Annotated in this window: 12 protein-coding genes; 4 read left to right on the top strand and 8 right to left on the bottom strand. The window is 60.9% G+C overall.

Going from position 1 to position 12,701, the window contains the following annotated elements; genetic code table 11:
- Positions 1-37: 37 nt before the first annotated feature.
- On the bottom strand, positions 38-2,485 hold the full coding sequence (locus NH398_RS08100; protein WP_253017751.1) for an LPS-assembly protein LptD: 2,448 nt from the start codon (positions 2,483-2,485) through the stop codon (positions 38-40).
- A gap of 70 nt (positions 2,486-2,555) precedes the next feature.
- Here NH398_RS08100 and NH398_RS08095 point away from each other — a divergent pair, with 70 nt between their 5' ends.
- The 4 genes from NH398_RS08095 (at position 2,556) to speD (ending at position 5,753) form a co-directional block, all read left to right on the top strand.
- Positions 2,556-3,566, top strand: a complete 1,011-nt coding sequence (locus NH398_RS08095; protein WP_253017749.1) for a phosphotransferase — start codon at positions 2,556-2,558, stop codon at positions 3,564-3,566.
- Entirely contained in the window at positions 3,563-4,225 is a 663-nt protein-coding gene (gene murU, locus NH398_RS08090) for an N-acetylmuramate alpha-1-phosphate uridylyltransferase MurU (RefSeq protein ID WP_253017748.1), read from the top strand. The genes NH398_RS08095 and murU overlap by 4 nt, the downstream gene beginning before the upstream one ends.
- A gap of 94 nt (positions 4,226-4,319) precedes the next feature.
- Positions 4,320-4,739, top strand: a complete 420-nt coding sequence (locus tag NH398_RS08085; RefSeq protein WP_159343003.1) for an OsmC family protein — start codon at positions 4,320-4,322, stop codon at positions 4,737-4,739.
- A 219-nt stretch (positions 4,740-4,958) separates the two neighbouring features.
- On the top strand, positions 4,959-5,753 hold the full coding sequence (speD, locus tag NH398_RS08080; RefSeq protein WP_159343004.1) for an adenosylmethionine decarboxylase: 795 nt from the start codon (positions 4,959-4,961) through the stop codon (positions 5,751-5,753).
- A 77-nt stretch (positions 5,754-5,830) separates the two neighbouring features.
- Here the strand turns inward: speD and lpxL are convergent, their stop codons facing one another.
- From lpxL to surE, 7 genes are all read right to left on the bottom strand, one after another.
- Positions 5,831-6,745, bottom strand: a complete 915-nt coding sequence (gene lpxL, locus NH398_RS08075; protein ID WP_159343005.1) for an LpxL/LpxP family Kdo(2)-lipid IV(A) lauroyl/palmitoleoyl acyltransferase — start codon at positions 6,743-6,745, stop codon at positions 5,831-5,833.
- Positions 6,746-6,757: 12 nt separating this feature from the next.
- A complete protein-coding gene (gene alr, locus NH398_RS08070; RefSeq protein WP_253017747.1) occupies positions 6,758-7,858 on the bottom strand; it encodes an alanine racemase in 1,101 nt (366 codons plus the stop codon).
- 260 nt (positions 7,859-8,118) lie between these two features.
- Positions 8,119-9,093, bottom strand: coding sequence for an RNA polymerase sigma factor RpoS (rpoS, locus tag NH398_RS08065; protein WP_159343007.1), 975 nt, complete (start codon positions 9,091-9,093; stop codon positions 8,119-8,121).
- Positions 9,094-9,244: 151 nt separating this feature from the next.
- A complete protein-coding gene (locus NH398_RS08060; protein ID WP_253017746.1) occupies positions 9,245-10,285 on the bottom strand; it encodes a peptidoglycan DD-metalloendopeptidase family protein in 1,041 nt (346 codons plus the stop codon).
- Between the two features lie 28 nt (positions 10,286-10,313).
- Entirely contained in the window at positions 10,314-11,279 is a 966-nt protein-coding gene (locus NH398_RS08055; protein WP_159343009.1) for a DUF368 domain-containing protein, read from the bottom strand.
- Complete coding sequence (locus tag NH398_RS08050) at positions 11,276-11,953, bottom strand: protein-L-isoaspartate(D-aspartate) O-methyltransferase (RefSeq protein ID WP_159343010.1); 678 nt, start codon at positions 11,951-11,953, stop codon at positions 11,276-11,278. The genes NH398_RS08055 and NH398_RS08050 overlap by 4 nt, the downstream gene beginning before the upstream one ends.
- Complete coding sequence (gene surE, locus NH398_RS08045; protein ID WP_159343011.1) at positions 11,940-12,686, bottom strand: 5'/3'-nucleotidase SurE; 747 nt, start codon at positions 12,684-12,686, stop codon at positions 11,940-11,942. Before surE ends, NH398_RS08050 begins: the two co-directional genes overlap by 14 nt.
- Positions 12,687-12,701 lie beyond the last annotated feature (15 nt).

Below are 12,701 nucleotides of genomic sequence, written 5' to 3'. Positions count from 1 at the left end.
AAAAAGTCTCTTTCAGTCGCTATTTTAAAGTGGTCGTTCATAGGGGCGTAGGGCGGTAGCCGGGAATCGCCTGTTCAAAGTAGCCGTCGGCCTCTTGACCCACGCCACCTAGACCACGAAACACGAAGCGCAAAAATAGCCCGCGGTCGTTGAAGTCATCGCCAACCCGCGCCGTATCGTTGTCGTCGATCCATTCACGCCATACCAGCTGTACCCCGTAGCAGCAGTCGTTCCACTGTAGGCCCGCGAGCTGTTCCAGGGGACGGTTGTTGGTTTGATCGTGCAGGTAGCGGCCAATCAAATCAATCCTTGGGCTCGCTTTCCACGCCAGCGAGAGATCCCACTCTTCGCGGCTGTAGTCGCGGAAACCGTCGTCGCCCGGCACCACGCTCGGATCGAACCCTTCGATCTCCCAACGGTAGCCAAGGTTCACTACGTGCCCTTCCGGGTGACGGTAGCGAACGTCCACGCTAGAGCGCTCGGTCTGCTCGCGTTCGTCATCGTAGAGCCATTCGTAGCCCGTACTCCAGCGATCCGATATTTGCCAATCCAGGCGAGTGACCAGCGGGGAGCGGTCGCGGGTGGCCTGATAGCGGCTTTCCGGATTCACCGAAGGGTCTTCACTGGGGCGCGCTGGCAGCGTGTCCGGGTCGCCTTCGCTATCGATGCGCCGCTCGGAGAAGTAGTAGCTCTGGCCGACGCCAAAGGTCAGACGATCACGCCCGGCACTATCTTCGATCAACCGTGATTCGACACCGAGCGATACGCGATTGAGATCCCCCACGCGGTCAGCCCCCGAGAAACGGTGCGGCGACCAGAGCTGATCCCATGAAAACGCCCGTTCACGGCTATCGAAATCGGGCAGCTGAGTCTGGTCGGTGCGCGGTACGTAGGCGTAGTTCACGCGGGGTTCGAGGGTTTGGCGATAATCGCGCCCGCCAAGCTCCAGTTCACGCTCGAAGACAAGGCCGCTGTCGATTGAGGTGATCGCGACGCTGCGCGAAGGCGATGTGGTGCGATCGGTCACTCGGTCGCCGTAATCCAGCTCGTAAGCCGTGTGCCAAAGCTCGGTGCGGGGTTCGATATAGCCCCAGGGCTGCTCGTAACGCCAGCCCACCGCCGGCGTGAGGTGCAGGCGCGACCCAATGGCCGCCTCACGTTCCGGCACCCGCCGCTCGTCCACGTCGCGCCAAAAATAGGTAGCGTTGGAGCGCCACTGCGTATAGAGGCCGTTGCCTAGCTGCCAATCGGAGTTGGCGGTCAGGCTGGGCAGGCGGTAAAACGGGCGATCGGTGTCGCTGAGCGGGTCTTCCAGGCGCTGAAAGCCCTGGGCCCGCGCATCGAGCTGCCAGCGTTCGCCGCGGTAATCGACCTGGGCCAGACGCTCCATACTGACCCGGTCGCTGTTGCCGAACTCGCCACCAAAGTCATCGAAGTAGCGCCCGTCGCTGGCCGCGCCGTAGCGCAGCCGGTAGTCGCTGCGCGGCGTGAGCCGTCCTGCATGCTGGGCGTCGATGTACCAGCGGTCGTCTCCCTCGAAGCGGTTATCACCGTTATTGGTGCCGCCGTCGCTATCGAGGTAGCCGCCCTCCACCAAGCCCTGACTCTCTTCGAGCAGGTAGCGGTATTCCCCATTGAGCAGCAGCCCCCGGTCCGACATCCAGCGCGGGGTAATGGTGGCATCCTGGTTCGGCGAAATGTTCCAGTAAAACGGCTGCGTATAATCGAAGCCATCGCTTGAGAAACTTACTGACGGCGAGAGCAGCCCCGTATGACGGCGATCATCGATGGGGAAACGCAGCCACGGCCAGTAAAATACCGGGACGTCTTTGACTTCCAGCCGCGCGTGGCGGGCAGTGCCGAATCCTGCCGCCTGATCGAGACGAATGTCGCTACCTACCAACTGCCAACTGTTAGCACCGGGGTCGCAGGTCGTGAAGGTGGCTTCCTGCAGACGGTACTGCTCCTCTCCGGTCTGTTGCAGCTCACGCGCCTGCCCACGCAGGTGCTGCTCGTAGAGCACATAGTGGCTGTTACGTAGCGAGGCGCGATCTTCGTTCAACATCAACGTGGCGTGTTCGCCGCGCACGAGGGCTTGACCATCGCGAATGGCGAGGTTGCCCTCGGCATCTACCCGCTGGCGATCTGCCGGGAGAAAGACACGTTCGGCCTCTAGCTCGGTATTGCCCCGGCGCAGTACCACATCGCCACGCAGCAGGGCTTCGCCGTCAGCGGCGTAGTCCACCTCTTCGGTTTCGACCGAAAGCGTTTCCGGGTTCTGTTCCGCTGGCAAGCGGTAGCCGGGCATCACATAGCGCCCCCGGCATAGCTGTTGCGGCGCTTCGTCTTGGCTCCAGGCCTGCCAGTCCAGCGCCTCTGCGGGCAGGGTTCGGTCCTGCGCCACCGCTGAAAACGAGGCGCCAGCGAGCAAACTGCCCAGCAGCGTATGCGCAACCGGTACGGTGCGCGAGATTCGCTTGCCCATGTTCGTTATCCTTGGCATCCAGAATCGGTATTATACAGCCCGCATGATGCCCGACCAGCAAGGAGCTTGCATGTCCTCTTCTCGGATCGACGCCCTCACTCAGTGGGCGGCGCAACAACACGGCCTTGATCACGCCACTCTTCGCCTCTCTGCTGCGGGCGGTGACGCCAGTTTTAGGCGCTATTTTCGACTAACGCTGCCGGATGGCAACACGCAAATCGTCATGGATGCACCGCCGGATCAGGAGGATTCCACGCCGTTTGTGGCCATAGGCCAGCGCTGGCATGCCGCCGGACTGCCGGTGCCCGCCATTCACGCCAGTGATCTGGACGCCGGCTTTTTGCTGCTGGATGATCTGGGCGATACGCCCCTGCAAGCCACCTTTACCGACCCGGCGCGCACGGAGGAGCACCACCACGCTGCGCTGTCGCTGATTGCCGAATTGCAAAACCGCGCCAACCCAGCCGCCCTGCCCGCCTACGACGCCGCCCTACTTGGCCGGGAGCTGGATCTTTTTCCCGAATGGTGCCTGGGCCGCTGGCTGTCGCTGCCGGTTCCGGATAGCTGGGAGGCGCTCCGCGGCACATTGATCGAGCGCGCCCTGGAACAACCGGTGGTGAGCGTTCATCGTGATTTCGATGCGATGAACCTGATGCTCCACCAGCAAACGCTTTACATGATCGATTTTCAGGACGCCGTGGCAGGTCCGCTCAGCTACGACGTTATTTCGCTACTGCGAGGCCGCTACTGCCGTTTCAGCCCTGACCAGTTTGCCACGTTTGTGAGCACCTTCTATCAGCAAGCCCGGCAAGAGGGTCGTTTGACCCGCTCGGTGAGCGAGGCCGCCTTTTTGGCCCAGTGCCACGCAATGGCCGCTCAGCGCTCGCTGAAAGTGCTGGGCATTTTTTGCCGGTTAACCCTGCGTGACAGCAAACAGGGCTACCTGGCCCGCCTGCCACACTTTTTAACCCACTTGGACGATAGCTTGGCAGCCCTACCCGAGCACGGTGACTTTGCCGACTGGGTCCGCGGGGTACTGCGCCCGGCCATTCTCCAGCGACTGGAGGCATCAGCGCCATGAAAGCGATGATCCTGGCGGCGGGCTTGGGCAAACGGATGCGCCCACTCACCGACCACTGCCCGAAACCGCTGCTGCCCGTGGCAGACAAGCCGCTGATCGTCCATCATCTGGAGCGCTTGAAGCGTGCGGGTATCGAGGAGGTGGTGATCAACGTGAGCTACCGCGCCGAGCAGATCATGGCCGCGCTAGGCGACGGCTCTGCCCACCAACTGCGCATTCACTGGAGCCAGGAGGCTAGCCCGCTCGAGACCGGCGGCGGCATTCAGAAAGCGCTGCCTCTGCTGGGCGAAGCGCCGTTTCTACTGATCAATGGCGATGTATGGTGCGACTACCTACCCAGTGCTGCCACGCTGGCAGAGGGCGACCTCGCCCACTTGATCCTCGTGGATAACCCTAACCACCACCCTGGCGGCGATTTTGCGCTCGACCGGGGCCGCGTTACGCAGACGGGCGAGTCACGCCTGACCTACTCGGGTATTAGCGTTCTGCGCCCTGACCTCGTCGCAAAAGAGCCACCAGGAGCGTTTGCACTGGCTCCGCTACTGAAGCGCGCCATGGCCGAACAGCGCGTCAGCGGTGAACATTACTGCGGCCACTGGGTCGATGTTGGCACCCCAGAACGGCTCACCGAACTGGAGCAGCACTTGGCTCAGGCTTGACCGCCATGACCAGCGCACGATGAAGCCGTGCGCTGTCGCCTAGAAATGTTATGCTGCGCGACTTACCTTTCGTCGCCAAGATGAGGAGAGCAACGTGAAAGCACGGGTAAAATGGACCGATGGTCGTCAGTTCGTCGCAGAATCGGGTAGCGGACACAGCGTTGTGATCGATGGCCCGCCCGACCACGGCGGTCGTAACACTGGCCCACGGCCGATGGAAATGCTGTTGATGGGCATGGGTAGCTGCACCGCCTTCGATATCTTGAACATCCTCGACAAAGCCCGCGCCGATGTCACCGACTGCGTGGCAGAGCTGGACGCCGAGCGCGCCGATGAGGTGCCGTCCGTGTTCACCAAGATCCACGTGCACTTCGTGGTGACGGGGCGTGGCTTGAAAGAGAAGCAGGTACAGCGGGCTGTGGAGCTCTCGGCAGAGAAGTACTGCAGCGCCTCGATCATGCTCGTCAACGGCGGCGTTGAGATTACCCACTCTTTCGAGATCGTCGACGCTTGAGCCCCACGCTGCGACACTTTCGCTCAGGTTCAAAAAAAGTAGTGTGGCCGGATGCAACCCGCGCCACGGGCGGGCATAATACGCCCGCTTGTTTTTCCCCCTACTGCGTAGTGCGGGGCCGCTCCATGCACAGCGGCTGCGTCAGCACGGTAACAAGTGTTTATCGGTTCCGGCGCTGGATCGTCGGGGTGTCTTCATCTGCCATAGGGAGGTTCGGACGTGTCAGATAATCTCCGACTCCACGGGTTCAACAACCTGACAAGCTCGTTGAGCTTCAATATTTACGACATCTGTTACGCCAAAACCGAGGAGCAGCGTGCGGCTTATATCGACTATATCGATGAGCTCTACAACGCCGAACGTTTGACGCAGATTCTCAAGGACGTGACCAATATCATCGGCGCCCACGTGCTGAATATTTCACGCCAGGATTACGAGCCGCACGGTGCGAGCGTCACCATCCTGATCGCCGAGCACGAGCTGGATGACCCCACGCCGGGTCAAACCGAGCCAGGCCCGGGCCCGCTGCCTGAAACCGTCGTGGCGCACCTGGACAAGAGCCACGTCACGGTGCACAGCTATCCAGAATCCCACCCGGACAACGGCATCAGCACCTTCCGATTGGATATCGACGTGTCGACCTGTGGTCATATCAGCCCGCTGAAAGCGCTGAACTACCTGATCCATAGCTTCGACTCCGACATCGTGACCATGGATTACCGCGTGCGCGGCTTCACGCGGGATGTGGACGGCAAAAAACTGTTCATCGACCACGACATCACTTCGATTCAGGACTACTTGGCAGAAGACACCAAGCAGGCCTACCAGATGATCGACGTGAACGTGTATCAAGAGAACATGTTCCACACCAAGATGCTGCTCAAGGACTTCGAACTGGATAACTACCTGTTCGGCACCTCGCGCCGCGACATCACCTTCGAAGAAGCGCGCGACATCGAAAGTCGTCTGCGCAAAGAGATGCTGGAGATTTTCTACTCCCGTAACTTCGACTGAGGCACGGCCTGCAGCCGCGTCGATGCCAATGAAAAGCTGCCCACGGGCAGCTTTTTTCTTACCTATACGGGCTAACGCTAGTAAACGCCCTCTTCACCCTCCGGGCGGGTCTTGAACCGTCGATGCAGCCACAGATACTGCTCTGGGTGCTTACGAATCGCCCGCTCGATAAAGGCATTCACCCGCGTGGCATCGGCCATTTCATCACCACTGGGGAAATCTTCGAAGGCAGGCAAACACTCGATGGTGTAGGTGTGATTATCCGGGTTGCGGTGGAACATCAGCGGCACCACAGGAGCGCCCGTCATGCGGGCGATTTTCGAGGTGAGACGAATCGTCGCCGCCTGCTGACCAAACAGCGGCGCAAAGACGCTGACATCGCGACCAAAATCCTGATCAGGTGAGTACCACACGATATGCCCCGCTTTGATGCGGCGTACCACGCCGCGCAAGTCATGGCGATCGATGGCTTGGCCAAAGATGCGTGAACGCGCACGGGTCATGAAGCGCTCGAACAGCGGGTTGTTATGGGGGCGGTAAACCACATCCGCCGGGAAAAACAGCGAGTGTAACGCCCCGCCTAGGTCCAGCGTCGAGAAGTGGATACCCACCACCAGCACGCCTTTGCCCTGGGCTTTGGCGCGTGCAAGGTGCTCTTGGCCGTGATAGGCCACTCGATGACGCAGCCCTTCGGCATCCCGACACCAGCCGGTTGCGGTTTCGACCAAACCAATCCCGTTGGCAATGAAGGTCTCTTTGACCAGTTGGCGCTGCTCATCGGCACTTTTTTCTGGAAAGCAGAGCGCGATGTTCGTGGCGGTGATGTGCCGACGACGCTTTACGAAGCGCCACGCCAGCAGGCCAATCGCTTTCCCCACCCAGAGCTTCACGCGCCAGGGGAGCCATGCGGCCACGTACATCAGGCCAATCGCCAGCCATGTCGGCCAGTAACGAGGGTGCGCAAAGGAGCGCGGATAAGACGCTTTAGACATACCGATAACCGTTTAAACGTGAGCCCCATGATAACGCCGTGGGGCTCTAGGCAGCACCCCCGTCAGCAGCGTATAGCTGATGGTATCGCAGTAGCGAGCCACTTCATCCACGGGCAACACGGCACCGTTGCTGGCCGCTCCCCATAGCACCACGTCACTGCCAATGGCCGCGTCAGGGACGTCGGTCACGTCCACCGTCAGCATGTCCATGGAGACCTTACCGGCAATCGGGCAGCGCTGGCCGTTGACCAGTACCGGCGTGCCATCGATGGCATGACGGTCATAGCCATCGCCATAGCCTGCGGCAACCACTGCAATGCGCGATGGGCGTGCTGCTTTCCAGCGCCCGCCGTACCCCACCTGTTCGCCGGTATCGAGTTCGCGCAGCGCGATGATCTCTGAGCGTAGCGACATGACCGGACGTAGCTGGCGGGTGATGTCGTTGGCCACTTCCAACGGGTCGCTGCCATAGAGCATCACGCCGGGACGGTTCCAATCCCCATGAGCGGCTGGCCACGCCAGCGTTGCCGGGGAGTTGGCCAAACAGAGCGGCGCTTTCAGCTCGGCCGCCAGTCCTTGCAGCACGCGCATCTGGCGGTTGAAGTAGCTGGGATCTTGCGCATCGGCATTGGCAAAGTGACTCATCAGATGCAGCGCCGTCACTTGAGGCGCATCGACCAGCCGCTGCCACACGCTGGGCGCTTGCTCCGGCGAGAACCCCAGCCGGTGCATACCGGAATCCACTTTCAGCCACACGGGAATTGGCTGCCGAGACGAATAGGCCAGCAGCGCCTCCACCTGCCAGACGCTATGGACGCTGATCCAGAGGCGGTGCTGGTCGACCAGCGCCAGCTCTTCAGCGCTGAAGATACCCTCGAGCAGTACGATGGGCGCTTGGATACCGCCTTCTCGCAGGCTCAGCGCCTCTTCGATGCAAGCCACGGCAAAGGCCGGCACGTCGGCTTCAAGCGCGCGAGCGCAGGCCAGCGCACCGTGACCGTAAGCATCGGCTTTGATCACGGCCACTGAGCGGCTTTGCGGGGCGCAGCGGCACGCCAGCTGATAGTTGTGACGCAGCGCGTCCAAATCAATATGGGCCACTAGCGGGCGCATAGCGTTCTCACTCTCCAATTGACTGTTTCATTGACTCTTTTCGTCACTCTGTCCGTCACGCGTTCATTCACTCAGGCTCCGATGGGCTGTGGCTCAGCAGGCTCGCCACATTGGGACGGTCAGCGGCCCAACAGCGGGGGGTGAAAAACCGTCTGCCCAAAAACAGCGCACCGAGTGGATAACTCGGTGCGCTATGGGTGTTGCCTTTGTTAACGTCGCTGAGCTCGGCCAGAATGGCTGACGTACCGCACGACCCTGGATTAACTCTCGAAAATCGCGTCGAGGGAGAGTCCCTGTTTTTCCAGCGAGCGGCGCAGCTTCTTTAACGCTTCTACCTGAATTTGGCGCACCCGCTCACGGGTTAGACCAATCTCCGCGCCAACCTCTTCCAGCGTCGCGGCTTCGTGGCCGCGTAGACCAAAGCGGCGTACCACGACCTCGCGCTGTTTTTCGCTCAGTTCATCCAGCCAATGGTCCACGTGCTCACGCACGTCGCCATCCACCAAACACGCTTCCGGACCGAGGACTTCGTCGTCAGTGAGCGTATCGATCAACGGCTTGTCGCTGTCACCGCCCATGGGGTAATCCACCGACGACACTCGTTCGTTGAGCCCCAGCATCTTCTTGACCGTCTCGACCGGCTTGTCGAGATGCTCGGCGATCTCCTCGGCGGTCGCTTCGTGATCCAGCTTTTGCGTCAGCTCACGAGCAGCGCGCAGATAGATATTGAGCTCTTTTACCACGTGAATGGGCAGGCGAATGGTACGCGTCTGATTCATTAGCGCACGCTCGATGGTCTGGCGAATCCACCAGGTGGCATACGTAGAGAAGCGAAACCCCCGCTCGGGGTCGAACTTCTCGACGGCACGGATCAAACCAAGATTCCCCTCCTCGATCAAATCGAGCAGCGTTAAGCCTCGGTTCAGGTAGCGCCTGGCAATCTTGACCACCAGGCGCAGGTTAGATTCGATCATCCTGGAGCGACCAAGCGCATCGCCCTTGCGTGCCAGGCGGCCGTAATACACTTCTTCTTCCGGCGTCAGCAGCGGAGAAAAGCCGATCTCGTTAAGGTAGATCTGTGTCGCATCCAAGCTTTGAGTCGATTGACGGTCTTCACGGCCCAGCGCTTTTTCAAACGCATCCTCCTCGGCCGTAACGTCGTCGTCGGCGTCGTCCAACGCCTCCTCAACTTCATCCAGGTCAATCTCCTGTAGGTCCTTCTCCAGCATACTCATGGTCATACCCCCGTGGTCTCGCCTATCCGCCATGTAAAAAAGTAAGGGTGGTCGCACTCCCTGTGCGCGTGCACCTTATTGTTATATGACGCCCTGGTTCAGCTATTCGGGTACTCCTAGCAGGCATCACTCTACACCTGCCAAGGGATGGCTAGCGAGATGGCAGATAGTCCAACGGATCTTGCGGCTGGCCATCGCGGCGCACCTCAAAATGCAGTTTGACGGCATCTGCATCGCTATCGCCCATCGTGGCAATGACTTCTCCTGCCTCGACGACATCATTCTCTTTGACGTTCAAGCTATCATTATGTGCATAAGCACTGAGAAACTGATCGTTATGTTTCAGTAGTATTAGGTTACCGTAGCCGCGCACGCCGCTACCGGCGTAGACCACGATGCCCGGGCCTGCAGCACGAACAGGTTGCCCCTTTTGCCCGGCGATATCAATCCCGGCGGTGATGCTGCCTCCTTGCCCAAATTCACCGGTCACTTGGCCATCGGTGGGCCAACGCCAGTCGATGTTTTCGGCCGGCGTGAAGGTCCGTGACGAACGATCGGTGCGGGCCGTCTGCGTAGGCTCAGCGGCAGGCGCTGGTGCGGCGGCCGGGGTCGGCTCAGGTTCCGGCTCTGGGGTAGGCTCGGGCGCGGGTTCTTGTTCCGGCTGAACGCTTGGCGTTTGAGGAGCTGCCTCCTCAGACGGCTCGGCAGCGGCAGCGACTTGTTGAGACGCCTCGACCGCCGTGCGCTCGGCACGCTCTGCCGTCAACCGCTGGTTGCGCTCGATGGCGCTCTCGTCCGGCAGCAGCCAGTCGAGCTCTTGGTCATTGCTCGCCACGGCGGTGGCTTGGGGCTGTAGCCCCGTGGCTACGGCACCGCTGGTGGCAGCGGGGGACCCGTTGCCGCCAGATGACGCCGCCATGCCTCCCGCGCCTTCCCGCAGCGCGATGGTTTGGCCGGGGTAAATTTGGTAGGGCGCATCGATATTGTTGATGGCGGCGAGCTGGCGATAGTCCAGATTGTGCTGCCATGCGATGCCGTAGAGCGTATCGCCCGCTTTCACCGTGTACTGCGGCGCGTTCTCCACCGCGCGCCGGGCGTCGCTCAAGTCGCGCACCTGGGGGGTGTTGGACTGCTGACTGGCACAGCCACTCACCGCCAGTGCGAGTACCGTCATCATGAAAACCTTACGCATGCAAACCCTACTCCTGTTCAACGCCGTGCTAGCGATCAATGGAATGACTGTCTGTTGAGTGATGCTGGGCATGAGTGGTCGCGCGACGGTTGAGTGCTACGACGAGTAGCGCGCCGACGACCATCAACGTTATCACGCCAGTTACCTGCGCCGACGCCCCTGTCAGCACGGCGTAATCGCTGGGTAACAAATAGCGGTAAGCCAGCGGAATCATCTGCCCATCAGGACCTAACTGGTAGCGTAACAGCTCCCGCCAGGGCCAGAGAACCGGCAGCGAGCCAATAATGAAGCCCAGCAGTAGCTGCAGCGTTGCGCCATGATACCGCCGTAGCAGCCATGACAGCAGACGCGACGAGAGCGCCAACCCCACCACACAGCCCATTCCAAACAGCATGATAATACCGATATCGAAGCTGCGAATAGCCCCCATGATGGTGCCGTAGAGCCCCATGGTCAGCAGTAAGAAGCTGCCCGACACCCCAGGCAGCAGCATGGCGCTGATCGCTATGGCCCCCGCCACGATGACGACCAGCGACTCGTTCCCCACCATCAGCACTAGCGGCATCATTCCCGGCAGCAGCTTTGCCAGCATCAAACCAATGAGCAGCGGCAGCAAGTACCACATTTTCCACCGCTCACCGGCTTGACCGACGACCAGTGCCGACGCGGCAACCAGCCCAAAAAAGAAGCCCTCCAGCAGCAGCGGATAGGCCTCCATCAGCCACAGCGCGAGATGGGCTACGCTGACCAAGCTCACCGCCACGCCCGACAGCAGGGGGATCAAGAACGCTACGTTCAGATGCCGTGCCAGCCCTGTCCAGCCGCCGCTGCGCCAGGCACCGAGAGCGCTGGGACCAAACTGCTTGATGGTATTGATGAGTTCTTCATAAATACCGGTGATAAAGGCAATCGTGCCTCCCGATACGCCGGGAACTGCATCGGCAGCGCCCATCCCGGCGCCTCTTAAAAACAGTCCTAGGGGTCGACGCTTCAATCCACCACTCCTTGCAATAAAGGTACGAAGCGCACGGGTTCTAGTCGGCGCTTTTCAAAGGCGGAGCCAATCCGCTTGATTTGCGTCAGCCACTGGCTACCGTCTGACGCTTCTAACGGTGCGATCATCACACCATCGGGACGTAACTGCTCGAGCAGCGCTTCCGGCAGCGTTTGCGCACAGGCGGTGAGCAGAATGACATCGAAAGGCGCCGCCTCCGGCCACCCCTCACCGCCATCCGCCACGGCCAGGGTGGCCGGTGCCTGCAGTCGCCACAACCGTTCGGCCGCGCGCTCGTGCAGCGTATAGATTCGCTCCAGGGAGTAAAGCGTTTCTACCAAACGCGATAGGATCAGGGTTTGATAACCTGAGCCGGTTCCCACCTCCAGCACGCGACGTGGCGAGGCGCGCAGCACCAATTCCGTCATTCGCGCCACCGTCAGGGGCTGCGAGAGCGTTTGACCGAAGCCGATGGGCAGCGCGGTGTCTTCATAGGCGCGGTGGGCAAGCGCTTCATCGACGAACAGATGACGCGGCTCGCTGGCCATGACGTCCAGCACACGCGGGTCGCTCACGCCCTGCTGCACAAGGCGCTCGATCATACGATCTCGGGTGCGCTGAGACGTCATACCACTACCGCGCAGCTCCCCAGGGGACAGATCAGGCAAAGGCATCCAACCAATCCTGCACATCGCGACGAGCCGGGTGGCGCGTTAAATCGGTTTGCAGCGGCGTGATCGATACATAGCCTGCTTCGATGGCGGCAAAATCGGTATCCTCGCCGTCATCCGCATTGGCGGCGACCGGCGCAATCCAGTAGCGCGTCCGCCCACGGGGATCCTGTACGGGTATCGGCTTTTCTGCTGGCCCGCGGTAGCCCAGGCGAGTGACCTTCACACCTTTGATCGCTTCCCACGGCACGTCCGGCACGTTCACGTTCAGGAGCGTGCGCGGCGGCAGCGAGAGCTGGTCGGCAGCGCCGATCAAGCTCGCGGCGAATTTGGCCGCCGTAGCAAAGTGCTGGGTGCCGCATAGCGACATGGCAATGGCCGTCATGCCGAGGTTACGCCCTTCCATTGCGGCGGCTACCGTGCCCGAGTAGAGTACGTCATCACCCAGATTGCTGCCGTGATTAATACCCGACATGACCAGATCCGGCCGCTCGTCCCACACGCCGTTGACACCCAGGTAGACACAGTCCGCGGGCGTGCCATCGACACTGTAAAAGCCGTTTTCTAAGGCGCTCAGCGACAGCGGACGCGACAGCGTGAGCGAATTGCTCGCGCCGCTGCGGTCTCGATCCGGGGCGACCACGCGAAGATGGGCGTGGGGCAAGAGCGCATCATACAGCGCGCGCAGGCCGGGAGCGTGAACACCGTCATCGTTGGAAAGCAGCAGTCGCCGCATCAGAATCTCCTTACC

The organism is Halomonas sp. CnH100-B, assembly GCF_024124605.1.
GTDB lineage: Bacteria > Pseudomonadota > Gammaproteobacteria > Pseudomonadales > Halomonadaceae > Vreelandella.
The sequence above is the reverse complement of the archived record's forward strand: the minus strand, read 5'-3'. Positions and strand labels throughout refer to the sequence as shown.

Bases quoted from the DNA above. Each gene is read 5' to 3' on its own strand.
- rpoS (WP_159343007.1), bottom strand. From the start codon at position 9,093: ATGAGTATGCTGGAGAAGGACCTACAGGAGATTGACCTGGATGAAGTT.
- lpxL (WP_159343005.1), bottom strand. From the start codon at position 6,745: ATGTCTAAAGCGTCTTATCCGCGCTCCTTTGCGCACCCTCGTTACTGG.
- alr (WP_253017747.1), bottom strand. From the start codon at position 7,858: ATGCGCCCGCTAGTGGCCCATATTGATTTGGACGCGCTGCGTCACAAC.
- murU (WP_253017748.1), top strand. From the start codon at position 3,563: ATGAAAGCGATGATCCTGGCGGCGGGCTTGGGCAAACGGATGCGCCCA.
- NH398_RS08060 (WP_253017746.1), bottom strand. From the start codon at position 10,285: ATGCGTAAGGTTTTCATGATGACGGTACTCGCACTGGCGGTGAGTGGC.
- NH398_RS08095 (WP_253017749.1), top strand. From the start codon at position 2,556: ATGTCCTCTTCTCGGATCGACGCCCTCACTCAGTGGGCGGCGCAACAA.
- NH398_RS08050 (WP_159343010.1), bottom strand. From the start codon at position 11,953: ATGCCTTTGCCTGATCTGTCCCCTGGGGAGCTGCGCGGTAGTGGTATG.
- surE (WP_159343011.1), bottom strand. From the start codon at position 12,686: ATGCGGCGACTGCTGCTTTCCAACGATGACGGTGTTCACGCTCCCGGC.
- NH398_RS08100 (WP_253017751.1), bottom strand. From the start codon at position 2,485: ATGGGCAAGCGAATCTCGCGCACCGTACCGGTTGCGCATACGCTGCTG.